The organism is Pseudomonas izuensis, assembly GCF_002356535.2.
Lineage (GTDB): Bacteria > Pseudomonadota > Gammaproteobacteria > Pseudomonadales > Pseudomonadaceae > Aquipseudomonas > Aquipseudomonas izuensis.
Genome location: NZ_AP017423.2, coordinates 2,679,378 through 2,706,303, shown reverse-complemented (window position 1 = coordinate 2,706,303; position 26,926 = coordinate 2,679,378). Strand labels below are relative to the sequence as shown.

The window sequence follows — 26,926 nt, the reverse complement described above, 5'->3', positions numbered from 1 at the left end:
CGGCGCGGGGTCTGGCATTCGCCCCCGCGTCAGATCGAGGGCGAATGCCTAGGGCTTTTTTGGCCAGCTCGGCACTTCACGCCGGGCGCCGGTCGGCAGTGCCTGGGCGGGCATTTCCCCCCATTGACCCTGGCCTTCGCTCGGGTTGGCATTCTGCTTCGATGGCGACGGGTTGGGCGGTGATGCCGGTGGCGTGTGCTCGCGACGACGATGACGCAAGGCAAACTCCGCGACGGCGTCGATGTCTTCCTCGGCAATGGCGCCCGCTCCGCGCCACGCGGCATGGGCACGGGCCGCGCGCAGCCAGACCAGATCGGCGCGCAAGCCATCGACGCCGGCAGCGAAACAGCGCTCGGTGATCTGCCCCAGCGCTGCATCGTCGAGGGGAATACTGGCCAACGCACTACGCGCCTTCTGGCAACGCTCGCGCAAGGATTGCTGCTGGTTCTCCCACTCAGCGCAAAAGCCTTGTGGATCGCTGTCGAAATCCAGACGTCGACGAATGATCTGACCCCGTTCAGCCGGTGCAGTGTGCCCACTAAGGGCGACGTTCAAACCAAAACGGTCGAGCAGTTGCGGACGCAGCTCGCCCTCTTCCGGGTTCATGGTGCCGATCAGCACGAACTTCGCCGAATGCCGATGGGATATGCCGTCGCGCTCCACCAGATTGGTGCCGCTGGCGGCGACGTCGAGCAGCAGGTCGACCAGGTGATCCGGCAGCAGATTGACTTCATCGACGTAGAGCACACCGCCGTCAGCCTTGGCCAACACGCCGGGGGAAAATTGTGCGCGGCCTTCGCTCAAGGCCGCATCGAGGTCGAGGGTGCCGACCAGGCGCTCTTCGGTGGCGCCCAATGGCAACGTGACAAACTGGCCGCTGGCGAGCAGGTCTGCCAGGCCTCGGGCCAGGGTCGACTTGGCCATGCCGCGCGGGCCTTCGATCAATACACCGCCGATCTTCGGGTCGATGGCGGTCAGGTACAACGCCAGTTTCAAGTCGTCGGCGCCGACCACGGCGGAGAGGGGGAAATGCGGGGTGTCGGTCATTATCAAATCTCGGTCATGGTCGGTAATCTCACAAACACCTGATTCCCCCTGTGGGAGCGAGCCTGCTCGCGAAGAGGCCGTCAAATTCAACATATCATTGACTGACAAATCGCTTTCGCGAGCAGGCTCGCTCCTACAGGGGTTGTGGTGTATCAGCTGTCTTCTTCTATATCGAGCAACAGGTTTTCCAGCGCCTCACGATACTCCCCCGGCTCCTTCCACATCCCCCGCTGCTGCGCCTCGAGCATCCGCTCGGTCATGTCGCGCAAGGCATGGGGGTTGTGCTCGCGCACGAAATCCCGGGTGCCCGGGTCGAGCAAATAGGCATCGGCCAGCAACGCGTATTGATGATCGTCGATCAATCGGGTGGTCGCGTCGAAGGCGAACAGGTTGTCGACCGTTGCCGCCATTTCGAACGCACCTTTGTAGCCGTGGCGCTTCACCCCTTCGAGCCATTTCGGATTGGCTGCCCGGGAGCGGATGACCCGGTTCAGTTCCTCCTTCAGCGTGCGAATCTTCGGCAAGTCAGGCTGGCTGTGATCGCCGTGATAACTCGCCGCTGCTTCACCACGCAGGCTTTCCACGGCGGCCAACATGCCGCCCTGGAACTGGTAATAGTCATTGGAATCGAGCAGGTCGTGCTCGCGGTTGTCCTGGTTTTGCAGCACCGCTTGCACCTGGCTTAGACGCTGGGTGAACTGATCGCGGGCGGCGGTGCCTTCGTCGGAACCGCCATAGGCAAAACCGCCCCAGTTCAGGTAAACCTCGGCCAGATCCTCGCGGCTCTGCCACAGGCGACCGTCGATGGCACCCTGCACCCCCGCGCCATAGGCACCGGGTTTGGCGCCGAAAATGCGCCAACCGGCCTGACGCCGCGCGGTTTCTTCATCGAGCCCCGATTGCAGCAAGGCTTCACGTTCGGCACGCACTTTGGCCGCCAATGGATTGAGATCGTCTGGCTCGTCCAGCGCGGCGACCGCCTGGACAGCGGCGTCGAACAAGCGGATCAGGTTGGCGAAGGCATCGCGGAAGAAACCCGAGACCCGCAAGGTGACATCCACTCGCGGCCGGTCAAGCAGGCTCAGCGGCAGAATTTCAAAGTCATCGACCCGTTGACTGCCGGTGGCCCACACCGGGCGTACGCCCATCAGCGCCATGGCCTGGGCGATGTCATCGCCGCCGGTGCGCATGGTCGCCGTGCCCCACACTGACAGGCCGAGCTGACGCAGATGATCGCCGTGGTCTTGCAGGTGGCGCTCAAGAATCAGGTTGGCCGATTGGAACCCGATGCGCCAGGCCGTGGTGGTGGGCAGGTTGCGCACGTCCACCGAATAGAAGTTACGCCCGGTGGGCAGCACATCCAGACGACCGCGACTCGGTGCGCCGCTGGGACCGGCCGGAACGAAACGACCGCCGAGGGCATCGAGCAAGCCGCGCATTTCTGCCGGGCCGCAGGCATCCAGCCTTGGCGCGACCACTTCGCGCAGGTTGTCGAGGATGGCGCTCACCTCAGACCAACCCGCTTCCTGTGGGAGCGAGCCTGCTCGCGAAAGCGGTGTGTCAGGCCCATCAATGTCACCTGACACTCCGCTTTCGCGAGCAGGCTCGCTCCCACAGGGGTAAGTCAGTGCCTGCGAAATCAGTTGTGCGGCGAACAGTTCGAGGCGTTCGCGGGTGTCGCCGGTGGTGCGCCATAGTTCATGGCTGATCGACAACAACGCGTCTGGTCGAGGCCCGGTCCACGGCTCGGCCAATGCACAATCCAGCGGATCAAACCCCAGTTCGAAGGCCTTGGCCAACTCCCGTAGCAGACTCGATTGCGCCCCACGGCCATCACCCCGGGGAATGCGCAGCAGCGCGAGCAAGGTATCGATGCGCAAACGCCCGGTCGGCGACTCGCCGAACACGTGCAGGCCGTCGCGGATCTGCGACTCTTTCAGGTCGCACAGGTACGTATCCAGCCGTGGCAGCCAGATCGCCGCATCGGCGTCGCTGTCGAGCTGTTCGTCCAGTTGCAGTTCGCGGTCGATGTGCGTGTCGCGCACCAGTTGCAGGATGTCGCGCTGCAATTCCCGGGCGCGGCGCGGATCGAGCAGTTGTGCTTCGTAATACTCGTCGGCCAGCAGTTCGAGGTTGCGCAGCGGACCGTAGGTTTCGGCGCGCGTCAGGGGCGGCATCAAGTGGTCGATGATCACTGCCTGGGTGCGACGCTTGGCCTGGGCGCCCTCGCCCGGATCATTGACGATGAATGGATAGATGTTCGGCAGCGGCCCGAGCAGCGCGTCCGGCCAGCAGCTTTCCGACAGCCCGACGCCTTTGCCCGGCAGCCATTCGAGGTTGCCGTGCTTGCCGACGTGGATCACGCCGTGGGCGCCGTAGGTGTTGCGCAGCCAGAAGTAAAACGCCAGGTAACCGTGGGGCGGCACCAGGTCCGGGTCGTGATACACCGCACTCGGATCGACCTGATAGCCCCGCGCCGGCTGAATACCGACGAAGGTCAGGCCGAAACGCAGGCCGGCGATCATCATTCGTCCACTGCGATACATCGGATCGTTTTCCGGTGGCCCCCAGCGCTCCTGCACCGCCGCGCGGTTGGCTTCGGGCAGTGCATTGAACATCACCAGGTAGTCGTCCATGGCCAGGCTTTGCTGGCACGGACGCTGGTCGATTGTGTCAAGATCGTTGCTGACGCCGCCGAGTAATTGCTGGATCAAATCGGTGCCGCTCTGCGGCAAATCGGCCGCTAGCGGATACCCTTCTTGATGAAGCGCACGCAGAATATTCAGCGCAGCGGCCGGGGTATCCAGGCCCACGCCATTGCCGATGCGACCGTCACGGGTCGGGTAATTGGCGAGGATCAGCGCCACCCGCTTTTCAGCATTGTGCAGGCGCGCCAGATCGATCCAGCGTCGTGCCAGTTCGGCGACAAAATCCATGCGTTCCGGTTGTGGCCGGTAGCAGACCACATCGGACTGACTGCGCTCGCTGCGCCAGGCCAGGTCCTTGAAGCTGATCGGCCGGCTGATGATCCGCCCGTCCAGTTCCGGCAGCGCGATGTGCATCGCCAGGTCACGGGGCCCGAGACCCTGCTCGCTGGCGCGCCAACCCGGTTCGTTGTCCTGGGCGCAGATTGCCTGAATCACCGGGATATTGCGGCGGAACGGCCGCAGATGCGGCGCTTCGGGGCTCGATTGCGCGAACCCGGTGGTATTCAGAATCACCCCCGCCTCGACTTCGTCCAGCCAGTCCTCGACCACCGACAGGCAGCCGGGTTCTTTCAGACTGGCCACTGCAATCGGCAACGGGTTCAGCCCCGCTGCCTGCAAACGCTGGCAGAAAACATCGATGAATCCGGTGTTCGCCGCCTGCAAGTGCGAGCGGTAGAACAGCACCGCCGCTACCGGCTGACCGGCCTGCCAGTCAGCCTGCCAATCCTTCAGGGTCGCGGGGCTTTTTCGTGGGTGGTAGACCGCCGTGCGCGGCAGGATGTGTGGCTCGGCCCAGGTGTAATCACGGCCCAGCCAACGGTGGGCCAGACAGCGAAACAGGTCCAGCGCATTGGCCATGCCGCCCTGGCGCAGGAAGTGCCAGAGTCGGTCACGGTCTTCGGCAGGCACGGTGCTCAGATCGCTGAGCTCCGGGTCCGGACGGTCGTCGCCCGGCACCAGGATCAGTTGCACACCGCGCTGCGACAACTCCACCAGGCGCTCGACGCCATAGCGCCAATAAGCGATGCCGCCATGCAGCGAGATCAATATGACCTTGGCATGGCGCAGCACCTCATCGACGTACAGATCGACCGAAGCGTGATTCTGCACCTGCATCGGATTGGCCAGGCGCACGCTCGGGTAATCGTCGGGCAACTGCTGCGCCGCTTCGGCGAGCAGCGCCAGGCTGGAGTCGCCGCTGCACAGGATCACCAGCTCGGCGGGGGTTTGTCCAAGGTCGGCAATGTTGTCATCCGACACGAATCCGCCGGGCTGGGTCCTGAGCAGGTGCATGGATTACACGCTGAGCGCGGCGCGCAATTGCGCTTCGAGTGCGGCGGCGTCCAGTTCCTGGCCGATCAACACCAGACGTGTGGTGCGCGCTTCTTCGGCGCCCCACTGACGGTCGAAGTGCTTGTCGAAACGGGTGCCCACGCCCTGGATCAGCAGGCGCATCGGTTTGTTCGGAATCGCCGCGAAGCCTTTGACCCGCAGGATGCCGTGCTGGACCACCAGTTGCGTCAGCGCGTCCAGCAGCAGGCTCTCGTCAGAGGCAGGCAGTTCGATGGAGATGGAATCGAACGCGTCATGGTCGTGATCGTCTTCACCTTCATGGTGGTGATCGTGATGACTGTGACGGCTGTCGATGTGTTCTTCGGAACCGGCGCCGAGGCCGATCAGCACGTCCAGCGGCAGGCGACCGTTGCTGGCTTCGATGACCTTCACCGCCGGCGGCAGCTCTTCGGCGACTTCCAGGCGCACGCGGGCCAGGTCTTCCGGATTGATCAGGTCGGCCTTGTTGAGGATCACCAGGTCGGCGCTCGACAGTTGGTCGGCGAACAGCTCGTGCAGCGGCGACTCGTGATCCAGGTTCGGGTCGAGTTTGCGCTGGGCGTCGACCTGGTCCGGGAACGCAGCGAAAGTGCCGGCGGCCACTGCCGGGCTGTCGACCACGGTGATCACCGCGTCGACGGTGCAGGCGCTGCGGATTTCCGGCCACTGGAAGGCCTGGACCAAGGGCTTTGGCAGGGCCAGGCCCGAGGTCTCGATGAGGATGTGATCGAGATCGCCGCGACGGGCGACCAGTTCGCGCATCACCGGGAAGAACTCTTCCTGCACGGTGCAGCACAGGCAGCCGTTGGCCAGCTCGTAGACGCGGCCGTTGGCTTCTTCTTCGGTGCAACCGATGGAACATTGCTTGAGGATTTCGCCGTCGATGCCCAGCTCGCCAAACTCGTTGACGATCACCGCGATACGGCGGCCCTGGGCGTTGTCGAGCATGTGCCGCAGCAAGGTGGTTTTGCCCGAGCCGAGGAAGCCGGTGACGATGGTGACGGGGAGTTTGGCCAGTGTTTTCATCGGATGCCCTTTGGCAAGGTGGCGGGCATACGGGACGAGAACCGGCAACGCGCCTGCGCGCCGGAAGCATTCGCCACCGGATCACCCCGCCCGGTTGTAGTGAGAATCTGTATCGAGGCAGGTCTCCTGGCTGACAGTGTGCCAATCCTTGGATTGGCGTTGGCTGCGCCTTCCCGCGGGCTCAGGACCTGAGCGTGCAGTGGCGTGGCAGCGAACATCACCGTTCACAGTTGCGGGGGCAGCCGCGGCATTGACCGCGTTCCCTTCTTAGCTTCGGCAAATGCCGAAGAACCTCGAAAGCGCAAGGCTACGCATCGTATTGGGGCGGGTCAATGATCATGCTGAGTTCTGTGGTGGCCGGGATGCCGCCATCGCGAGCAAGCTTTGCTCCTACAGGTTGTCGGTGTCCTTGTGGGAGCAAAGCTTGCTCGCGATTGGGGCAACTCGGTCTCAAGATGAGAACCGGTGCCAATTGACGCCCCACCCCCGCCCATGCTCTCCTACACACCTTGTTACGGGTGCCCTTCACAGGGTGAAACGGGAAACCGGTGAATCATGTGCTTTACTCTAAAGCCATGTCAGTCCGGTGCTGCCCCCGCAACGGTAAGCGAGCGAAGCGTCAGATCCACTGTGCCGATGTGGCATGGGAAGGTGATGCTTGAAGGTCAAGGCATTTGCCTGCGCCCCTCGTGAGCCCGGAGACCGGCCCGCAACACGAAGTGATCAAACTTCACTGAATGACAAACCCGCGGTGGGCGGGCGCTGTTCGAATCGCTGCGCGCCCGTTCGTGCAGTGACTCTGCATGCGCTTTTGATTCCCCCGCTGACAGAACAGAGGGAAACGCCATGTCGATCATCAGCAGCACCGGCCACACAGCCTCCTCCAGCACGACTTCCACCCTTGCCCAACGCATCACCGCCGCCATCTGCGCGTCGATCCTCGGTGCATGCCTTGTGTATTTCGCCGGTTTCTCGCACATCGAAGCGGTCCACAACGCCGCCCACGATACCCGTCACAGCTCCGCGTTCCCGTGCCATTGAGACCTGCCGACATGATCAAGCGTATTGCGCAAACTGCAGGGTTCACCGGCTTGCTGGCGGCCCTGTTGCTGACGCTGTTGCAAAGTTTCTGGGTCGCCCCGCTGATTTTGCAGGCCGAAACCTACGAAAAAGCCGAGCCAGCGGTCGTGGAAGTTCATGAACATGCCGCCGGCGTCGCCGCCCATACCCACGATGCCGAGGCCTGGGAGCCGGAAGATGGCTGGCAGCGCGTGCTGTCGACCACGGGCGGCAATCTGGTGGTAGCCGTTGGCTTCGCCCTAATGCTCGCCGGTCTCTACACCCTGCGCGCGCCAACCAAAACCTCCCAGGGTCTGCTCTGGGGCCTGGCCGGTTACGCCACCTTCGTACTGGCGCCGACCCTCGGCCTGCCACCGGAATTGCCGGGCACCGCTGCCGCCGACCTGGCACAACGGCAGATCTGGTGGATCGGAACCGCCGCCTCCACCGCTGTCGGTATCGCGCTGATCGTGTTCAGCCGCCACTGGCTGATGAAAGTCCTCGGCGCGGCGATCCTTGCCGTTCCCCATGTGATTGGCGCACCGCAACCGGAAGTGCACTCGATGCTCGCCCCGGAAGCCCTCGAAGCCCAATTCAAAATCGCTTCGCAGCTGACCAACATGGGGTTCTGGCTGGCCCTGGGCCTGATCAGCGCCTGGTTGTTCCGCCGCAAAAACGATGGCCAATACCACGCATGACTGATGCAAGCACAGCGCCGACCCTGGTGGTCGGCCTGGGCTGCCAGCGAGGCTGTCCCGTCAGCACGCTGCGGGCGCTGCTCGATCAGGCGCTACAGGCCAACCAGATCGAACTTCATCAGATCAAGGCACTCGCCAGCATCGACTTGAAGCGCGACGAACCGGCCCTGATCGAACTGGCCGAGCAGCTTGGCTTGCAAATGATGTATTTCAGCAGCGAACAATTGGCGGTTTATCAACCGCAGCTCAGCCACCATTCGCAGATTGCCTTCGAACGCACCGGTTGCTACGGCGTGGCGGAAAGTGCCGCGCTGGCCCTCGCCGAACAACTGGCCAATACCCCTGCCAAACTGCTGATCCCACGACAAAAATATGCCCAGGCGACTCTGGCATTGGCCGGCGCCGCGTAAAATCCCCGATAATCCCCGCCTTCGATCATGAGCAATCTTCATCTGAAGCTTGCCTGGCCCTCTTTACTGACCCTCTTTTTCACAGGAGCTGACGATGACCGTCTATTTCATTGGTGCAGGTCCCGGCGACCCGGAACTGATCACCGTAAAGGGTCAGCGGCTGATTCGCAGTTGCCCGGTGATCATCTTTGCCGGCTCGCTGGTGCCCACTGCGGTACTGGAAGGCCATTGCGCCGAACAGGTGGTCAATAGCGCCGAATTGCATCTGGAACAGATCATCGAACTGATCAAAAACGCCCATGCCAACGGCCAGGACGTGGCCCGCGTGCATTCCGGCGATCCGAGCCTGTATGGCGCCATCGGCGAACAGATTCGCCACCTGCGTGAACTCGGTATTCCTTTCGAAATCATTCCCGGCGTGACCGCGACGGCAGCGTGTGCGGCGCTACTGGGCGCAGAGTTGACGTTGCCGGATGTGTCACAAAGCGTGATCCTGACCCGCTACGCGGACAAAACCGCCATGCCGGCGGGCGAAGAGCTGGGCAGCCTGGCGCAGCATGGGGCGACCATGGCGATTCATTTGGGGGTCAATCATCTGGAGAAAATCCTGGCTGAGTTGCTGCCGCATTACGGTGCGGATTGTCCGATTGCGGTGATACACCGGGCGACATGGCCGGATCAGGATTGGGTGGTGGGGACGCTTGAGGACATTGCCGGGAAGGTTGCAGCGAAGGGGTTTCGGCGTACGGCGTTGATTCTGGTGGGCCGGGTGTTGGGTAGCGATCATTTCAGCGAATCGTCGCTGTATCGTGCCGGGCATGCGCATTTGTATCGCCCTTAGGCCCACTTCGCGAGCAGGCTCGCTCCCACAATGGAATGCGGTCACCTGTGGGAGCGAGCCTGCTCGCGAAGGGGCCCATGAATTTCACGCATAAAAAAAACGGCGCTCACGGGGCGCCGTTTTTCATGTTTGCAGCGAACACCTTAGTAGTAGGCGTTTTCTTTCTGCGTGTGGTCAGTGACGTCACGGACGCCTTTGAGCTCGGGAATGCGCTCGAGCAAGGTGCGCTCGATGCCTTCCTTCAAGGTCACGTCTGCCTGGCCGCAGCCCTGGCAACCGCCACCGAACTGCAGAACGGCGATGCCGTCCTCGACCACATCGATCAGGCTGACCTGGCCGCCGTGGCTGGCCAGTCCCGGGTTGATCTCGGTTTGCAGGTAATAGTTGATGCGCTCGTTGACCGGGCTGTCGGCGTTGACCATCGGTACTTTGGCGTTGGGCGCCTTGATGGTCAGCTGGCCGCCCATGCGGTCGGTGGCGTAGTCGACAACCGCGTCGTCCAGGAAGGCTTCGCTGAAGTGATCGATGTAAGCGGTGAAGCTTTTCAGCCCCAGCGCAGTGTCTTCAGGTTTTTCTTCGCCCGGCTTGCAGTAGGCAATGCAGGTTTCGGCATACTGGGTGCCAGGCTGGGTGATGAAGACGCGGATGCCGATGCCCGGGGTGTTCTGCTTGGAGAGCAGATCAGCCAGGTAATCATGGGCGGCGTCGGTGATGGTAATAGCGGTCATGGAAACTCCTCGCAGGCTTGGGCGCAGTTTACGCCAATCATCGCCGCGCACAAAGTCCTAGTATTTTTGTCGGGAAAGATTCCGCTGCCCCCCCCTGTAGGAGCAAAGCTTGCTCGCGATGACGGCGGCACATTCAGCCTCAATGTTTGCAGGCATACCGCCATCGCGAGCAAGCTTTGCTCCTACAGGTTGATTACAGGTTTTCGTAGCGATTCATGTCCAGCACGCCCTCTTCCACCGGATCGGTCTCGTGGATATAGCGGCTCAGGTCATGAAAGTACTGCCAGAACTGCGGATGGCTGCGCCGAATCCCCCAGCGTTCGACGATTTTTTCGAATTGATCGGCATCCTTGGCGTTTTCCATCGCCTCCACGAACGCCGGAACTTCCCCGGCCGGAATATTGAACATGAAGTTCGGGTAACTGCTGAGTACGCCAGGGAAAATCGTCAAAGTATCCAGCCCCGGCTGATAACGCAGCGACTCGCCGAGCAAAAACGCCACGTTGCTGTGCGCGCGGTTGCGCAGCAGGCTGTACACCACACGCTGCCCGCCTAACGTTTCGACGCGCAGCAGGGTTGCTTCCGGCAGTTGATCAATGACCTTGAGCCCGGCCGCCGGGCGGGAAGCCAGGCGACTCAAGGCCTGCTCGGCACTCTGCAACGCCAGGTCGATGTTCGGTCGCGAACAGTAGGCGCCGTCGCAGCGATTGATCGGATCAGGCTTGGCGTTGAGCTCGCCGTAGCGCGCCAGCAACTGCAGGGCGAAGTCGCGTTTCGGGTCCTTTGCATCGAGTTTCAGCGCGGTCGGCTTGTCGTTGTCGATGGACTCGTAATCCAGCCACATCTTGAATTTGCCGCTGCTCTGGTACCAATCGTCGAGGTAGCCGTCCCGGGAATCGGCGGGCATCAGGCGCAGGAAGTTCTGCTCGGCGCCATTGCGTATCAGGTCGAAGTACAGGCGTGTCTGGGCTTGATGGGAAACATTGCCAAACACGTCGAAATTCACCGCTAACTGATAATACGTCCGCTCCAGCAGCGGATAGTCGAACAGCCACATCGTTTGCGGCACATCGCCTATCAGGCCCTTGGTCACCGAGGCACTGTCGAAGTGCCGGAAGATGCTCAGCAACGCATTATCGTTGCCTGCCCACAGGGTCGACCAGCTCGGCGCCGGCAGTTCGGCGTAGCTGTCACGGCGCAAGGCTTCGTACTTGTTTCGCTTGTCGCGGTAGTCGTGCCACAGGCTCAGGACACTGCCGACATCGTCGTTCTGCCCCGGCATCGCCAGCAGCGGCGTGGCCTGGCCGCGATAGTTCGGGTCGGTGATGTAGAGGTCATGCTCCGGCGCCTGAAACAGCGCCCAGAAGTTGTCACGGATCACGTCCGTGGCGATCTGCCCCCGGCAGACCGGGCCGCGAATGAAGGTACGCACAAAATACTCGGCGTTATCGAGCATGAACTGATAACGCGCCTGGGCCGGAATCGCTTCGAAGGTGGCAAAGGGATTGGCCCGGCTTTGCGGTCCATAGCCCGGCAATGCGCTGACTTGCCACTTGCCGTTATAGAACAGGCTTTTGACCCGAGCCATTTTCGCCGCACTGAGCGGATAGGTGATGTGGGTCTTGTGCACGATCACCCCCTGCACCGGCCACAAGCGGTAGTAAAACTGCGCGCCCGGATCGTCGTTCGGGCGGCGGGTATTGATCAGGTCAATGGGCTGGCCGGTGGGCGTGCGCGAACGCACCCACTGGAAGAAATGCCCCGGCTCGCCGTCCTTGAAGTAAATGTGTGCGAGAAACCAGTGCTCGAACAACCAGCGCCCCACCAGGCTCTGCCGGGCGCCCGGTGCGTTGAGCAGGTTTTCCCACTGAACCACTTGCAACGCTTCCCTGGTGCTGGGCACCAGGCCCTGCTCATCAATGGGCGCGCCGGAAGCCAGCCAGCGTTGCAGGGTCTGGTATTGCGGGTCGGTCAGGCCGGTGACCGCCAGCGGCATGCCCTGTTTCGGATGGGAACTGGCGTAGCCGTCGAACTCCGCCGGCATGGCGCACTGGTTGTCGCGGTTAAGGCCCAGGACGATGTCGTCCGGCAGTTTGGCATTGGGTTGCAATGGCGTGCGGTGGCCCAGTTCGAGCATGCGTGCCATCAATGCCGCCTGACTGCCCTGGGCATCGAGCACCGAATAGAAGCCCTTCTGCTGCCAGGCACGCTTGCCGAAGGCGTCATAAAACAGCCGGGTCGGTGCGGCGGCCTGGCTGCGATCGCCGTCGTACACAGGGGTTTTGCTCGCGCCGCGGGCCGCGCCTTCACCACTGCCCAGGTTGAGCTGACAGGCGGAGTCGTAGCAGGCATGGCAGGCCACACACTTTTCGGTGAAGATCGGTTGAATGTCGCGGGTGTAGGAAATAACTGGCGTCTGCGCCAGCGCGCCCCAGCTTAAAAACAGCAATACAGTGCTGATGACGACGCGATACGACATGTCCCTGGTCCCGATCCTGGAAAAAACGCCGCGATTCTACCGGGCTGGCGCACGGCCCAACATGAGCGATATTCATGCAAAACCCGCACATGCTCCAAAAGCGCACAGGTTTGCTATGATCCCGGCCCTTCGTCATGGTCTTTTCGAGTAGTCCCAATGTCCGATCGCAGCGTCCGCCTTCAAGCTCTCAAGCACGCCCTCAAAGAGCGCATCCTGATTCTCGATGGCGGCATGGGCACGATGATCCAGAGCTACAAGCTCGAAGAGCAGGACTACCGGGGCAAACGCTTCGCCGACTGGCCGAGCGATGTCAAAGGCAACAACGACCTGTTGGTGTTGACCCGCCCGGACGTGATTGGCGGCATCGAGAAGGCCTACCTGGATGCCGGCGCCGACATCCTGGAAACCAACACCTTCAACGCCACCCGGATTTCCATGGCCGATTACGGCATGGAAGCACTGGCCTACGAACTGAACGTAGAAGGCGCCCGCCTGGCGCGCAAGGTCGCCGACGCGAAAACCCTCGAGAACCCGGACAAGCCGCGCTTCGTCGCCGGCGTGCTCGGCCCGACCAGCCGTACCTGCTCGCTATCCCCGGACGTGAACAACCCCGGCTACCGCAACGTGACCTTCGATGAGCTGGTGGAAAACTACACCGAGGCCACCAAAGGCCTGATCGAAGGCGGCGTCGACCTGATCCTGATCGAAACCATTTTCGACACCCTCAACGCCAAGGCCGCAATCTTCGCCGTGCAAGGCGTCTATGAAGAACTGGGCGTCGAATTGCCGATCATGATTTCCGGCACCATCACCGACGCCTCCGGCCGTACCCTGTCCGGCCAGACCACCGAAGCCTTCTGGAACTCCGTGGCCCACGCCAAACCGATCTCGGTCGGCCTGAACTGCGCCCTCGGTGCCAGCGAATTGCGCCCGTACCTGGAAGAGTTGTCGAACAAGGCAGGCACCCACGTTTCCGCGCACCCGAACGCCGGCCTGCCGAACGAATTCGGCGAGTACGACGAACTGCCATCGCAGACCGCCAAGGTCATCGAAGAATTCGCCCAAAGCGGCTTCCTGAACATCGTCGGCGGCTGCTGCGGCACCACCCCGGGCCACATCGAAGCCATCGCCAAGGCCGTGGCCGGCTATGCGCCGCGCCAGATTCCGGAAATCCCCAAGGCTTGCCGCCTCTCGGGCCTGGAGCCGTTCACCATCGATCGCAACTCGCTGTTCGTCAACGTCGGCGAGCGCACCAACATCACCGGTTCCGCCAAATTCGCCCGGCTGATCCGCGAGGACAACTACACCGAAGCCCTGGAAGTCGCCCTGCAGCAGGTCGAGGCCGGCGCCCAGGTGATCGACATCAACATGGACGAAGGGATGCTCGATTCGAAGAAGGCCATGGTGACCTTCCTCAATCTGATTGCCGGCGAACCGGACATCTCCCGCGTACCGATCATGATCGACTCCTCGAAGTGGGAAGTGATCGAAGCCGGCCTCAAGTGCATCCAGGGCAAGGGCATCGTCAACTCGATCAGCATGAAAGAAGGCGTCGAGCAGTTCATCCATCACGCCAAGCTGTGCAAGCGCTATGGCGCCGCCGTGGTGGTGATGGCGTTCGACGAAGCCGGCCAGGCCGACACCGAAGCGCGCAAGAAAGAGATCTGCAAGCGTTCGTACGACATTCTGGTCAACGAAGTCGGCTTCCCGCCGGAAGACATCATCTTCGACCCGAACATCTTCGCGGTGGCCACCGGTATCGAAGAACACAACAACTATGCCGTGGACTTCATCAACGCCTGTGCCTACATCCGCGACGAGCTGCCGTATGCCCTGACGTCGGGCGGCGTGTCCAACGTGTCGTTCTCGTTCCGTGGCAACAACCCGGTGCGCGAGGCAATCCACTCGGTATTCCTGCTGTACGCGATCCGCGCCGGCCTGACCATGGGTATCGTCAACGCCGGTCAGCTGGAAATCTACGACCAGATTCCGGTGGAGCTGCGTGACGCGGTCGAGGACGTGATCCTCAACCGTACCCCGGAAGGCACCGACGCCCTCCTCGCCATCGCCGACAAGTACAAGGGCGACGGCAGCGTCAAGGAAGCCGAGACCGAAGAATGGCGCAACTGGGACGTCAACAAGCGTCTGGAGCATGCACTGGTCAAGGGCATCACCACGCACATCGTCGAAGACACCGAAGAATCCCGCCAGTCCTTCGCCCGCCCGATCGAAGTGATCGAAGGCCCGCTCATGTCCGGCATGAACATCGTCGGTGACCTGTTCGGCGCCGGCAAAATGTTCCTGCCGCAGGTGGTGAAATCCGCCCGCGTAATGAAGCAGGCCGTGGCCCACCTGATCCCGTTCATCGAACTGGAAAAAGGCGACAAGCCGGAAGCCAAGGGCAAGATCCTCATGGCCACGGTCAAGGGCGACGTACACGACATCGGCAAGAACATCGTCGGCGTGGTGCTGGGTTGTAACGGTTACGACATCGTCGACCTCGGCGTGATGGTGCCGGCGGAAAAAATCCTCCAGGTGGCCAAGGAAGAGAAGTGCGACATCATTGGCCTGTCCGGCCTGATCACCCCGTCGCTGGATGAAATGGTCCATGTTGCCCGTGAAATGCAGCGCCAGGATTTCCACCTGCCGTTGATGATCGGTGGCGCCACCACCTCCAAGGCGCACACGGCGGTGAAGATCGAGCCCAAGTACAGCAACGATGCGGTGGTGTACGTCACCGACGCCTCCCGCGCGGTGGGTGTGGCCACGCAGTTGTTGTCCAAGGAACTGAAAGCCGGTTTCGTCGAAAAGACCCGCGAGGAATACATCGAAGTCCGCGAGCGCACCGCCAACCGCAGTGCCCGTACCGAACGCCTGAGCTACGCCGCATCCATTGCGAAAAAACCGCAGTTCGACTGGAGCACCTACACGCCGGTCAAACCGACGTTCACCGGTTCCAGAGTGCTGGATAACATCGACCTCAAGGTGCTGGCCGAGTACATCGACTGGACGCCGTTCTTTATCTCCTGGGACCTGGCCGGCAAATTCCCACGCATCCTCCAGGATGAAGTGGTCGGCGAAGCCGCCACCGCGTTGTACGCCGATGCCCAGGAAATGCTCGCCAAACTGATCGACGAAAAGCTGATCAGCGCCCGTGCGGTGTTCGGCTTCTGGCCGGCCAATCAGGTACGCGACGATGACATCGAGCTCTACGGCGATGACGGCAAGCCATTGGCCAAGCTGCATCACCTGCGCCAGCAGATCATCAAGACCGACGGAAAACCGAACTTCTCCCTGGCCGACTTCGTGGCGCCGAAGGACAGCGAGTTGACCGACTACGTGGGCGGCTTCATCACCACCGCCGGCATCGGTGCCGAAGAGGTAGCCAAGGCCTACCAGGACGCTGGCGACGACTACAACTCGATCATGGTCAAGGCCCTGGCCGACCGTTTGGCCGAGGCCTGCGCCGAGTGGCTGCACCAGCAGGTGCGTAAAGAGCACTGGGGCTACGCCAAGGACGAAACCCTCGACAACGAGGCGCTGATCAAAGAGCAATACACCGGCATCCGCCCTGCCCCGGGCTACCCGGCGTGCCCGGATCACACCGAGAAAGCCACGCTGTTTGCGTTGCTCGACCCCGAGGCCGCCGAAATGCGTGCCGGCCGTAGCGGCGTGTTCCTCACCGAACACTATGCGATGTTCCCGGCAGCGGCAGTCAGCGGCTGGTACTTCGCTCACCCGCAGGCGCAATACTTCGCCGTGGGCAAGATCGACAAGGACCAGGTGCAGAGCTACACGTCGCGCAAAGGCCAGGAGTTGAGCGTGACCGAGCGCTGGCTGGCGCCGAACCTGGGTTACGACGACTAAAACAGCTCCCGGCCACAATATTGTGGTTGGCAGAGATCCTTGTGGGAGCGGGCTTGCCCGCGATGAGGCCTTTCCAGTCAACATTATTGGTGACTGCCAGTCCGTTATCGCGGGCAAGCCCGCTCCCACAGGTTTTGTGTCGCCCCAGGGTTGATTGACTATGCTTACTTTTCACACACAGGTGACGAGGGGTTTATGGACGATCCAGCCGACAACAAGCCGCCGACCTTCTGGCAGATGCTGCACAGCGTCATGGCCGCGGCGTTCGGGGTGCAGAGCGGGAAAAACCGGGCACGGGATTTCACCCACGGCAAGCCCAGTCATTTCGTGATTCTGGGAATCCTGTTCACGGTAGTGTTTGCATTGACGCTCTACGGCATCGTGCAACTGGTGGTGCATCTGGCAAAGGTTTAGTGCATCAGGGTTTGCAGGCTGAACGGATAACGATAGGACGTCGGTCGTCCCTTGGCGGAAAGCTTGTGAAAATCCACACCGAAATCCTGTGAGGCGCCCATCGCCAGCAGCTGCCTGGCTTGCGCCCGGTCAATCAGCTGCAACAACGGAATCTGCCGGTCACGACCGCCATACTGGCTGATGTCGACGCCCTCGTCGTAGTCGTGCAACTGCACCAGGGCCCAGCCACCCAGGCTGAAATGCCCGCCCAGCAATACGCTCAAGCGGTTGTCCAGCAACGCGTGCAATGCCGCCGGTGAATTGTTGATGGTACCGAACAGTGCATCCTTGCCGGGTTTGCCGCCCGACTCTTCGAACGCGCGCATCACACCGAAGCCCATTTCGTCATTGGCCGACCAGACCAGCGATGTCTGCGGATAACGCTTGAACAACAGCTTGGCCTGTTCATAGGCGCGCTCCCGGGTCCAGCCGCCGTATACCAATTGGCGCAGATGCACTTCAGGGTGTTCGGCCAACGCCCGGCGCATGCCCCTTTCACGCAACTGCGCGGATGGTGTGATTTTCAGCCCGGAGAAGGCCAGCAGGTCGATGGATTGACCGGGAGCGACCGGAGGGTGCAGACGGATCAGCTCCTTGAGCATCAGGTAGCCGCCCTCCTCGTCGTTGGGCACCAGGCTGCCCACCCAATCGGGGTACTTGTCGGGCCGGGCACCGAGCAGGCGCATCTGGTCCGGGGTCAGGGCGTTATTGACGATAAACAGCTTCACCCCGCTGCCGTGGGCCAGGCGCAGGATCTCGGGGGCGATATATTGCTCGTTGACGAATACCAGGTAGTCGGGACGCTTTGGCCCTTGCAGGGCTTCGCGTGCCTGCGCGAGGGTAATTTCAGAGTTGCGGTCGGAGTACTCGATGCGCAGTTCCATGCCCAGGTCCCTGGCGGCGGCCTGCATGAATTGCGAGTAACTGACCCAGAACGCTTCCCGGGTGTTTCCCGGATTGAGGAACAGCACCGACGCGGCCTGAGCACAAGGTGCAATGACCATGAACATGACCATACCCAGCGTCAGCAGTACGCCACACAGAAACTTCAACATTGGTCGTCCGAGCCCCCGGAAATTCGCCGCGCATTATAGCCAGCGAACGCCCGCAAAACGGCGTTTATTCCGGTTTTTGTCCGACAATCGTCGGAACGGGACCCGGACGGGGTCGCTTATTGATGACTGACCCAAAATACTGCTGTGCCGACGACCAGGATAATCAGAAACAGAATCGCCCAGGCATCGACGGTGCTATCGCTTTTCCTTGCTTTGGTTGGGTTGCTCATTGCATCGCCTCTTGTCGGTTTTATCGGTGATTGCAGAAAGACTCGACCAGAGTTAAGACGATGATTGCCCGCACGACAAATGTGGGTTAGCCGACAACTATTCTCGTTAGGCGATTTGGTTCTTTACATATATTGAAACATCACTTTTGCGCATAACTGCAAACTGGTATCTTGCCCCGGCTCCGTAGGGAGTGCGCGGCCGTGCGCGCAGAATTGCAGAGGCTCCTGGACTGCGGCAAGCACAAAAACGCAGCTGTATCCGAGCGACCCAAGCCTGAGAACAGGACTTATATGTACGTATACGACGAATACGATCAGCGGATCATCGAGGACCGCGTCAAGCAGTTCCGTGATCAGACCCGACGCTATCTGGCAGGCGAGCTGAGCGAAGAAGAATTCCGCCCCCTGCGCCTGCAGAACGGGCTTTATATCCAGCGCTTCGCACCGATGTTGCGGGTGGCGGTGCCTTACGGCCAACTGACTTCGCGCCAGATGCGAATGATGGCGAAAATTGCCCGTGACTACGACAAGGGCTATGCCCACATCAGTACCCGGCAGAACGTGCAGTTCAACTGGCCGGCCGTGGAAGACATCCCGGACATCCTGGCTGAACTGGCGACTGTGCAGATGCACGCGATCCAGACCAGCGGCAACTGCCTGCGCAACGTCACCACCGACCAGTTCGCCGGTGTTGCCGCCGACGAATTGATCGACCCGCGCCCATGGTGCGAGATCGTTCGTCAATGGACGACTTTCCACCCGGAATTCGCCTACCTGCCGCGCAAATTCAAGATCGCCGTCAACGGTTCGACCTCCGACCGCGCCGCCATCGAAGTCCACGACATCGGCCTGGAGCCGGTGCACAACGCCGCGGGCGAACTGGGTTTCCGTGTGCTGGTCGGCGGTGGCCTGGGCCGTACCCCGGTGGTGGGTGCGTTCATCAATGAATTCCTGCCATGGCAGGACCTGTTGAGCTACCTCGACGCCATCCTGCGGGTCTACAACCGCTACGGTCGTCGCGACAACAAGTACAAGGCGCGGATCAAGATTCTGGTCAAGGCGCTGACGCCTGAAGTCTTCGCCCAGAAAGTCGATGCGGAAATGGAGCACCTGCGCGGTGGCCAGACCACGTTGACCGAAGCCGAAGTGCATCGCGTCGCCAAACACTTCGTCGATCCGGACTACAAGGCCCTGGACAACCAGAGCGCCGCACTGGCCGAGCTCGACAAGGAACACCCGGGCTTTGCCCGCTGGCGTACCCGCAATACCCTGGCCCACAAGAAGCCGGGTTATGTGGCGGTGACGCTGTCGCTGAAGCCGACCGGCGTTGCACCGGGCGACATCACCGACAAGCAGCTCGACGCCGTGGCCGATCTGGCCGAGCGCTACAGCTTCGGCCAATTGCGCACCTCCCACGAGCAGAACATCATCCTGGCCGACGTCGAGCAGGACAAGCTGTTCACCCTGTGGGGCGAGTTGCGCGAGAAAGGTTTCGCCACGCCGAACATCGGCCTGCTGACCGACATCATCTGCTGCCCGGGCGGCGATTTCTGCTCCCTGGCCAACGCCAAGTCGATCCCGATCGCCGAATCGATCCAGCGCCGCTTCGACGACCTGGACTACCTGTTCGACATCGGCGAACTGGACCTGAACATCTCCGGTTGCATGAACGCCTGCGGTCACCACCACGTCGGCCACATCGGCATTCTCGGAGTGGACAAGAAAGGCGAAGAGTTCTACCAGGTGTCCCTCGGCGGCAGCGCCAGCCGTGACGCCAGCCTGGGCAAGATCCTTGGGCCCTCCTTCGCACAGGACGATATGCCTGACGTGATCGAAAAGCTGATCGACGTGTACATCGAACAACGTACCGAAGACGAGCGCTTCATCGACACTTATCAGCGTATCGGCATCGACCTCTTCAAGGAACGCGTCTATGCAGCGAATCATTAAGAACAACGAAGTCGTCGACGAAACCTGGCACCTGCTGCCCAAGGATTTCAACATCGACGAAATCACCAACTGCGACGACTACATCGTCCCGTTGCAGTTGTGGCGTGAACACAGCCGCATGCTTCTGGCCCGCGACGGCGGCCTGGGCGTGTGGCTGGATGCCGATGAAGAAGCCGAAGAGATCGGTGAAGACGTGGCAAGCTTCCAGGTCATTGCCTTGAACTTCCCGGCCTTCACCGATGGCCGCAACTACTCCAATGCCCGCCTGCTGCGTGACCGTTATGGGTTCAAAGGCGAACTGCGGGCGATTGGCGATGTGTTGCGCGACCAGTTGTTCTACATGCACCGCTGCGGTTTCGATGCCTTTGCCATCCGCGCCGACAAAGACCCGTACGAAGCCCTGGAAGGTCTCAAGGACTTCTCGGTGACCTATCAGGCCGCCACTGACGAACCGCTGCCGCTGTTCCGTCGTCGTTGAAGTCTGCGCTTGAATGAAAAAGCCTGGCTCCAAAACGGAGCCAGGCTTTTTTGTTTTCAGGGCTGATGCTCCCCGACCGGAAACGGTTGCCCCATCGCCACCCAGTTGGCGTGAAGCCTCGCGCGGTCCTCCATTGCCCTGAACACGACAAACGGATTGTCCGCTGCTGCCAATGCCCGAGGAACAACCTGCACCAATTGCTCCCACAGCAGATCCGAGGCATCCGCCTCACTCAAGAGCTGCCATACCCGTGACTGAAGCGCTGAATAACCCACGAGGAAATCCGGGGTAAGGCTCAGTGTATTGATCGTCCCCAAAAATCTCATGCCGGATTGTTTGAGCGCCAATCGCTGCCAGATTTGCAGGTGGGCATCCTGCTGCGCTCCTGGCAGCCCGCGCAACCAGGCGGCCGAATCTGAATAGCCAGTTCCCGGACTGCTCAGCCACAGGTTGATACCGGTTTGCTCCCGATGCCTGACCAGCCGCTGCAAGGTGTCCTCGTCGGTCAGGGGATTGTTCCACAGCAGCACTCGATCCCTGGCGATGGCCTGGTTCAATACAGCTTGCGGAACACGGTTAATCTGGTTGTTACGCAAATCCAGCGTGGTCAGGTATGGCCGTTCCATAATCCCGACCGGGCAATTCCTGATTCTTGTGTCGTTCAGCTTAAGCGTGCGCAACTGGTCCATGCCCAATACGACGGGAGGCACACCCAACGGGTTTTCACTTAAATCCAGTGACTGAAGATTAATCAGTTGGCTTAGTTGCGCTGCGGTACTTTCCTGGAACCTCAGCTCGGTAGAACTCAAATTCAACGAAACGAGATGCCGCAACTGAGGAATCGTGGACGGCAATGAACTCTCCAGTTCCCCATTGTTGTTGGGCAATCGCAAGTCAGTGCCTTCCAGATTCAGGCTGCGCAGTTTTGGAAAACGCCCCAAAAAGCCATTCAGGGTCTCGCGTTCGAACAAATGGAAATGTTCAAGATTGAGTTCAACCACATCGTTGAAGCGCACGTTCAGCTCCGGAAGTCGATGAAAGTCTTCGTGGCTCATATTCATCGTAAAGCCGTCGACATGATTGCCTGAGTAATGGCTGTTTTGCTGAGGAGCCCGTTTTTGAAAGATGGCAACCAGTTCGTCACCGAGTTCGCCGCGGGTTTCCCGTTCATAGGCAATCGTGTCTTGCAATCGCTGCGCATTGAGCATTCCAATTTGCAGGTGGGTCAGCCCTTCAGTGCCGGGATCACCCATTTGCAGGAATCCGATATCCATGTCGTCGATATCATCCGTCACCCGGTCAAGCCAGCCATCCAGATCCACGAACAGCTGCTGCAGCTCGAGCCTTGACCGGTCGACATACGCCTGAGCCCCGCCTCCCAGCTGCTGCAACATTGCATCGGCCTCATCGTCGGAAAACTCGGGGTAAATATCCTTGAGCTGCAATCTCATCACGGCATGCGTCAAAACCGCTTCCTGAGGCGTTCCTGGATAACCTCCCCCCTTGAGCCCCTGCGCCTCGAAAGGCAACCTTGAGTCCATCCTGCCCAACCCAAGGCCAAGCTCTGAACGCGACAACGCATGATCGCTGATTGAGCGCTTGAGCTCAGCGGCGGGCTCCTTTGACAAGAGCTGCAAGGCCGAACGTTCTTCCTCGGACAGAACACCGACAATAGCCTCATAAAAACTTGTGCCCGCTGAAGGTTGGAGTGAAAAGCTGTACGGCAGATAACGATCATCAACCTTGATCAAGCGTCGACAGTCAGGCGCATCGAGCGGACCGCTGTGATCCAGCACACGGCCGATGGGCGAAAGGTCATACACTTCGATTCGTAGCGTCTTGGGCCATCCGGGCAGCTTTCTCAGCGAATGCAATGCCAACGTCCCCGTCTCAGGACTGGTGATCGAACGTAGATAAAGCCCCTCATAGGCACGATTGAGGCGCACATGCTGCTGGTACTGGCGAGCCTTGCTGTCCAACTGTTTGAACAGCCGCCTGGCTTCGACGGCGTCGGGTGGTGCCTTGAAATCGATGCCATAACGGTCGAGCATCTGCTCCACGGCAGACTTGGGCAGGTCGGGATATTGTCGTTGAAACAATCGCACCCATTCGTGCTCCGATTGCTGGAGTACCTGGTAGCGCTGATTGAACATTTCCCTGCGGGCAGGCAATGAATCAGCAATTGCAGCGACCTCCTGATCGATCCTGAACCGCTCGATCGTGTCCGCCAGCATCGGGGTCGGTGGTCGCCCTGCCTGCATCAGGCGCAGCATGTCATCATCGACTGCGCTGACTTTGCCGATCTGGGCCAGCACCTCATCGCTGAACGTGCCGGCGGGGGCTCCGATGCCTCGCAGGAGGTCGATGCGCGACGGCAATGGCAGCACCGGCCGCGAAGGTGCCACAGCAGATTCGGGCCTCGGCATGGCCGAAGCCTCCTCATCCACATTCCTCGCCAGCGCGGCCACCTCCTTCCCTTCGGCGCTCAACGAGGCGACACCCGCAGCCAACGGCAACGCATTGAGCAAGCCGAATACCGTGCGTGTCACGCCCTGGGAACGCGCGTGCGCCGACTCACCGTTAATGGCCTGGTCCAGGCCGTAACCGGCATCAATCAGCCCGGCCAGGGCCAGCAGCCCCTCGCCGCCCGGTACAAAAAGCGCCAATGGGCCGAATTGATTCACCCACTGGACGATCGGCTCGACGATGCCGCTCAGATTGGCACGGTTGACTTGAGCATCATCGCGAATGGTCGCGACACTCGCTTGGGCCGCCTGCTTCATCGTCAACACCAGCTGCGCGAAGGGATCGGTTTTTGTGGACGCAAGGTCCAAGCCGATGTATTCGCCTGGATCCCAGTAACCATCGTCATTGAAAAAACCGGCCTCTCGGGTGAGTCGATGCTCCTTGGGATACATCGCGATTCCGTCCAGTGCAGTCAGAACCCCCGCATGAAACGTTCCGTCGACACGATCCTCATCGGCGAAGTGCGCAGCCAATGCCTGTTTTGTTTCAAGCACCTTGCCCTGCTCCACGATCCAGCGACGCAACTGCTCGGTATCGGAAAACTCGTGCAACGGTGAGGAGTTACCGGGGATGTACATCAACACCCTGCCGCTGGCCCGGTCGCGGTAGCACCAGATATCCCTCGCGGTGTAACGATAGAGCTTCAGACGGCTGGCCTCGACACTTGAGGGTATCCGCGTCGGCGCTTGCACTTGCTGCAGGGTCAGCGATTCCCATGCCTGATCGGGTGGCAAAGCAGCAGCCTGCATGGCGAGCTCCAAGCCACGCAGAGACAGGCAGTTTTCACGATGCTGCAGCCAGGCGCTCATGACAAAAGCCGCTTTGGTCGAGGTTCTCAGGGAATAGGGACTGGACTCGGCGAGTCTTTCGTCAGAAGGCCAGGTTTTGTCGACATACGCCTGATACAAGTCCTTGAAATCCAGCTTCCAAACCCATTGTTTGAAATCGGCGGGCCGCAGGTTGATTTGCGTGTGTGGCCCATAGGTTTGCGGGATCGAGCGCCGGTAAATACCTTCATAAGTGCGGTGGTCGTCAGTCGGTTCGGGCTCCTCCATCAGGCGCACCGTCGGACCAACCTCCGGTGGCGTGTACAAACCGAAGGCCGTTTCGCCAAACCGGCCATCGCCAACAGTCTGGTAATCGGACAATAGCGCCTGCACCAACGACCGCGAACGTGCCACGCATCCGCGATGGCTGCCGTCCGGCTCGGGACGCAGCCAATAGTCGTAATGCAGCGTGACCAAGTGCGCTGTCTGCGGATCAAGATCTCGCCCCCACTTCTCCTTGATCAGGTGTTCGCCGAATTGCGACGGGGTTTGCGGTAAGGCGGCTTCCACGGCGAATTTGAGTTCGTCGCGCATGGGCAGAGGTGATGCGGGGCGCGGATGAGGGATATGGTCGTCTGATCGTTCGTACATTTTGCAGTCCGTTGCAGATTGGGGGACTTCACCCTAACCAATCTGAGCGCTCTGCAATGTGGGAGTGATCGACAGCGATTTTAGGAAAGTTCGCTGTGTCCGGATAGAAACGGCGAATGCTCAGAATACCCTGTAGGAGCGAGCTTGCTCGCGATGATCCTGAGAGCACCGCGGGATGCCAGGCCTCCAGCGGTATCGTTGACGTCCATCGCGAGCAAGCTCGCTCCTACAGGCGGGTTACCAGAAGCGTTGCTGGGTCAGTCGGCTCCACCAGCTCAGCAATACGCGGTCGACCGACCCGCTGGCCGCCATGCCGATGCGTTCCGGCAGGCTTTTGCGTTCGGCATAGTGCAAGTGATAAAGCTCGGACTGTTTGGCGCGTTCGGCCAGGTATTCGTCGCTGGTCTTGAGTTCGTCCACGAGTTGTTTGTCCAGCGCGGCGACACCCAGCCAGATTTCGCCGGTGGCCACTTCATCGATGGCCAGTTGAGGGCGATAGCGGGAAACGAAGTTCTTGAACAGCTGGTGAGTGATATCCAGGTCTTCCTGGAACTTCTCGCGGCCCTTCTCGGTGTTTTCGCCAAACACCGTCAGGGTGCGTTTGTACTCGCCGGCGGTCAGCACTTCGAAGTCGATGTCGTGCTTCTTCAGCAGGCGATTGACGTTGGGCAATTGCGCCACCACCCCGATCGAACCGAGGATCGCAAATGGGGCGCTGATGATCTTCTCGCCGATGCACGCCATCATATAGCCGCCACTGGCCGCGACCTTGTCGATGCATACGGTCAATGGAATGCCGGCCTGACGGATGCGCGCCAGTTGCGAGGATGCCAGGCCGTAGCTGTGCACCATGCCACCGCCGCTCTCCAGGCGCAGCACGACTTCATCCTTGGGCGTGGCGAGGGTCAGCAGCGCGGTGATTTCGTGACGCAGGCTTTCAGTGGCCGAGGCCTTGATGTCGCCGTCGAAATCCAGCACGAACACCCGCGGCTTGGCCTCGGGCTTTTTCTTCTGTTTTTTATCGGTTTTAGCCTGGGACTTGCGCAAGGCCTTGAGCTGGTCCTTGTCGAGCAAGGTTTGCTCCAGGCGCTCGCGCAGCCCTTTGTAGAAATCATTGAGCTTGCTGACCTGCAACTGGCCGGCGGACTTGCGTCGACCTTTGCTGCGCAATGCCGCGAAACTGGCCAGGACCACCAGAATGGCGATCACCAGGGTCACGGTCTTGGCCAGGAAAACGGCGTACTCGGACAAAAACTCCACAGGGACTCCTTAAACGATGCGCGGTATGGAAGCGCGCGGGATACCTCCAGCATACCCATGCGCCGCCCTTGCGGCCAGCCGTGAAACCTCTGGAAACGGGCCTGTAACGGACATTTCAAACAAGCGTATGTTTTTTCATTGACAGCTCACCGCCATCCTCATAACCTCGCCAAACCTTCAACGTACCGGGACGACGCGGACGTGGGCAGCATCTATTTGATTCGACATGGCCAGGCCTCCTTCGGTGCAGACGACTATGACGTCCTGTCGCCCATCGGTATTCGCCAGGCGGAAATCCTCGGCCAACACCTGGCCGAACTCGGTATCAGCTTCGATCGCTGCCTGGCGGGCGACCTGCGCCGCCAGCAGCATACGGCCAACAGCGCGCTGGCACAGTTTGCCGCCGTGGGCCTGCCGGTACCGATCCTGGAAACCGATTCCGCCTTCAATGAGTTCGATGCCGACGCGGTGATCCGCGCGCTGTTGCCGGCCATGCTGCCGGACGAACCCGAAGCCTTGAACATCTTGCGCAACGCCGCGCAAAACCGCGCCGAGTTCCAGCGCATCTTCGCCCTGATCATCGAACGCTGGCTGGCCGGCACCTACGACACCCCGGAGCTGGAAAGCTGGCTGGCCTTCGTCGAGCGGGTTCGGGCGGGTCTGCACAGAATCCTTGAAAGCGCCGACAACACCCAGAAGATTGCAGTGTTCACCTCCGGCGGCACCATCACCGCCCTGCTCCACCTCATCACGCAAATGCCTGCGCGGCAGGCCTTTGAACTGAACTGGCAAATCGTCAACACCTCGCTCAACCACCTGAAGTTTCGTGGTCGCGAGGTGGCCCTGGCTTCCTTCAACAGTCATGCACACCTGCAACTGCTGAAGGCCCCGGAACTCATCACGTTTCGCTGAGTCCGGACTATTGTGACCCTGGCTGTAATCACCCAGCTCTTATTACCCTGCTCCAATGACCAAAAAAAGGATCAAACCATGACCTCCGTAGCTGATGCCGTACAAGCAATGAAAGCCAAGTTCAACCCAGCCGCTGCTGCCGGTCTGGATCTGGTCTTCGGTTTCCGCATCGACGACACCAAGAACTTCTCGCTGATCGTCAAGGACAGCACCTGCGAACTGCAGGAAGGCGAGAACCCGGACGCCCAGGTGACCCTGGTGATGGACGGCGAAACCCTGGAAGGCATCGTCAACGGCGAAACCGACGGCATGCAGGCGTTCATGGGTGGCAAGCTGCGCGCCGAAGGCGACATGATGCTGGCAATGAAACTGTCCGAGCTGTTCCCGGCCTAAGACGGCGGCTCCCTGTTTCGGGAGCCTCCCTGGCTGCACACGAATCCCGCCCCTTG

At 60.8% G+C, this 26,926-nt stretch carries 18 protein-coding genes and 2 riboswitches; of the genes, 10 read left to right on the top strand and 8 right to left on the bottom strand.

Annotated elements, in window-relative coordinates:
• Window positions 1-48: 48 nt before the first annotated feature.
• The 3 genes from LAB08_RS12170 to cobW all read right to left on the bottom strand — a co-directional run bounded on the left by LAB08_RS12170 (window position 49) and on the right by cobW (window position 6,113).
• Window positions 49-1,047 carry a magnesium chelatase ATPase subunit I gene (locus tag LAB08_RS12170; RefSeq protein ID WP_096511967.1) on the bottom strand — a complete coding sequence of 333 codons (999 nt, stop codon included), beginning with the start codon at window positions 1,045-1,047 and terminating at the stop codon, window positions 49-51.
• A 152-nt stretch (window positions 1,048-1,199) separates the two neighbouring features.
• Complete coding sequence (gene cobN, locus LAB08_RS12165; RefSeq protein ID WP_217910648.1) at window positions 1,200-5,048, bottom strand: cobaltochelatase subunit CobN; 3,849 nt, start codon at window positions 5,046-5,048, stop codon at window positions 1,200-1,202.
• A 3-nt stretch (window positions 5,049-5,051) separates the two neighbouring features.
• Window positions 5,052-6,113 carry a cobalamin biosynthesis protein CobW gene (gene cobW / locus LAB08_RS12160; RefSeq protein WP_096511968.1) on the bottom strand — a complete coding sequence of 354 codons (1,062 nt, stop codon included), beginning with the start codon at window positions 6,111-6,113 and terminating at the stop codon, window positions 5,052-5,054.
• 99 nt (window positions 6,114-6,212) lie between these two features.
• Window positions 6,213-6,424: riboswitch (cobalamin riboswitch) on the bottom strand.
• 188 nt (window positions 6,425-6,612) lie between these two features.
• Window positions 6,613-6,838: riboswitch (cobalamin riboswitch) on the top strand.
• A gap of 121 nt (window positions 6,839-6,959) precedes the next feature.
• Between cobW and LAB08_RS12155 the strand changes: the two genes are divergently transcribed.
• The 4 genes from LAB08_RS12155 (at window position 6,960) to cobM (ending at window position 9,121) form a co-directional block, all read left to right on the top strand.
• The gene (locus LAB08_RS12155; protein WP_096511969.1) at window positions 6,960-7,154 is read left to right on the top strand and encodes a CbtB domain-containing protein; all 195 of its coding nucleotides are present in this window, start codon (window positions 6,960-6,962) and stop codon (window positions 7,152-7,154) included.
• Between the two features lie 11 nt (window positions 7,155-7,165).
• A complete protein-coding gene (locus LAB08_RS12150) occupies window positions 7,166-7,870 on the top strand; it encodes a CbtA family protein (protein WP_096511970.1) in 705 nt (234 codons plus the stop codon).
• On the top strand, window positions 7,867-8,280 hold the full coding sequence (locus LAB08_RS12145) for a cobalamin biosynthesis protein (RefSeq protein WP_096511971.1): 414 nt from the start codon (window positions 7,867-7,869) through the stop codon (window positions 8,278-8,280). Before LAB08_RS12150 ends, LAB08_RS12145 begins: the two co-directional genes overlap by 4 nt.
• A 94-nt stretch (window positions 8,281-8,374) precedes the next feature.
• Window positions 8,375-9,121, top strand: coding sequence for a precorrin-4 C(11)-methyltransferase (cobM, locus tag LAB08_RS12140; protein WP_096511972.1), 747 nt, complete (start codon window positions 8,375-8,377; stop codon window positions 9,119-9,121).
• 143 nt (window positions 9,122-9,264) lie between these two features.
• On the opposite strand, the gene nfuA is transcribed toward cobM, so the two are convergent.
• Together nfuA and LAB08_RS12130 are read right to left on the bottom strand one after the other, a co-directional pair.
• A complete protein-coding gene (nfuA, locus tag LAB08_RS12135; RefSeq protein WP_007912592.1) occupies window positions 9,265-9,849 on the bottom strand; it encodes a Fe-S biogenesis protein NfuA in 585 nt (194 codons plus the stop codon).
• Between the two features lie 193 nt (window positions 9,850-10,042).
• Window positions 10,043-12,328 carry a fatty acid cis/trans isomerase gene (locus LAB08_RS12130; protein WP_096511973.1) on the bottom strand — a complete coding sequence of 762 codons (2,286 nt, stop codon included), beginning with the start codon at window positions 12,326-12,328 and terminating at the stop codon, window positions 10,043-10,045.
• Between the two features lie 156 nt (window positions 12,329-12,484).
• On the opposite strand from LAB08_RS12130, the gene metH reads away from it, so the two are divergent.
• Both metH and LAB08_RS12120 read left to right on the top strand, forming a co-directional pair.
• Complete coding sequence (metH, locus tag LAB08_RS12125; RefSeq protein ID WP_096511974.1) at window positions 12,485-16,195, top strand: methionine synthase; 3,711 nt, start codon at window positions 12,485-12,487, stop codon at window positions 16,193-16,195.
• A 195-nt stretch (window positions 16,196-16,390) separates the two neighbouring features.
• Window positions 16,391-16,609 (top strand): DUF2970 domain-containing protein, encoded by a 219-nt coding sequence (locus LAB08_RS12120; RefSeq protein ID WP_096511975.1) that lies wholly within the window; start codon window positions 16,391-16,393, stop codon window positions 16,607-16,609.
• On the opposite strand, the gene LAB08_RS12115 is transcribed toward LAB08_RS12120, so the two are convergent.
• Window positions 16,606-17,703, bottom strand: a complete 1,098-nt coding sequence (locus tag LAB08_RS12115; protein ID WP_096511976.1) for an ABC transporter substrate-binding protein — start codon at window positions 17,701-17,703, stop codon at window positions 16,606-16,608. The two genes, LAB08_RS12120 and LAB08_RS12115, sit on opposite strands and share 4 nt — an antisense overlap.
• A gap of 521 nt (window positions 17,704-18,224) precedes the next feature.
• Between LAB08_RS12115 and LAB08_RS12110 the strand changes: the two genes are divergently transcribed.
• Together LAB08_RS12110 and LAB08_RS12105 are read left to right on the top strand one after the other, a co-directional pair.
• A complete protein-coding gene (locus LAB08_RS12110; RefSeq protein ID WP_096511977.1) occupies window positions 18,225-19,883 on the top strand; it encodes a nitrite/sulfite reductase in 1,659 nt (552 codons plus the stop codon).
• The gene (locus LAB08_RS12105; RefSeq protein WP_096511978.1) at window positions 19,867-20,361 is read left to right on the top strand and encodes a DUF934 domain-containing protein; all 495 of its coding nucleotides are present in this window, start codon (window positions 19,867-19,869) and stop codon (window positions 20,359-20,361) included. The genes LAB08_RS12110 and LAB08_RS12105 overlap by 17 nt, the downstream gene beginning before the upstream one ends.
• Window positions 20,362-20,417: 56 nt before the next feature.
• On the opposite strand, the gene LAB08_RS12100 is transcribed toward LAB08_RS12105, so the two are convergent.
• A complete protein-coding gene (locus LAB08_RS12100) occupies window positions 20,418-24,305 on the bottom strand; it encodes a dermonecrotic toxin domain-containing protein (protein WP_096511979.1) in 3,888 nt (1,295 codons plus the stop codon).
• Window positions 24,306-24,542: 237 nt separating this feature from the next.
• On the bottom strand, window positions 24,543-25,565 hold the full coding sequence (gene sohB / locus LAB08_RS12095) for a protease SohB (RefSeq protein ID WP_096511980.1): 1,023 nt from the start codon (window positions 25,563-25,565) through the stop codon (window positions 24,543-24,545).
• Window positions 25,566-25,766: 201 nt separating this feature from the next.
• On the opposite strand from sohB, the gene LAB08_RS12090 reads away from it, so the two are divergent.
• Window positions 25,767-26,477, top strand: coding sequence for a histidine phosphatase family protein (locus tag LAB08_RS12090; protein ID WP_096511981.1), 711 nt, complete (start codon window positions 25,767-25,769; stop codon window positions 26,475-26,477).
• A gap of 78 nt (window positions 26,478-26,555) precedes the next feature.
• The gene (locus tag LAB08_RS12085) at window positions 26,556-26,870 is read left to right on the top strand and encodes an SCP2 sterol-binding domain-containing protein (RefSeq protein WP_096511982.1); all 315 of its coding nucleotides are present in this window, start codon (window positions 26,556-26,558) and stop codon (window positions 26,868-26,870) included.
• Window positions 26,871-26,926 lie beyond the last annotated feature (56 nt).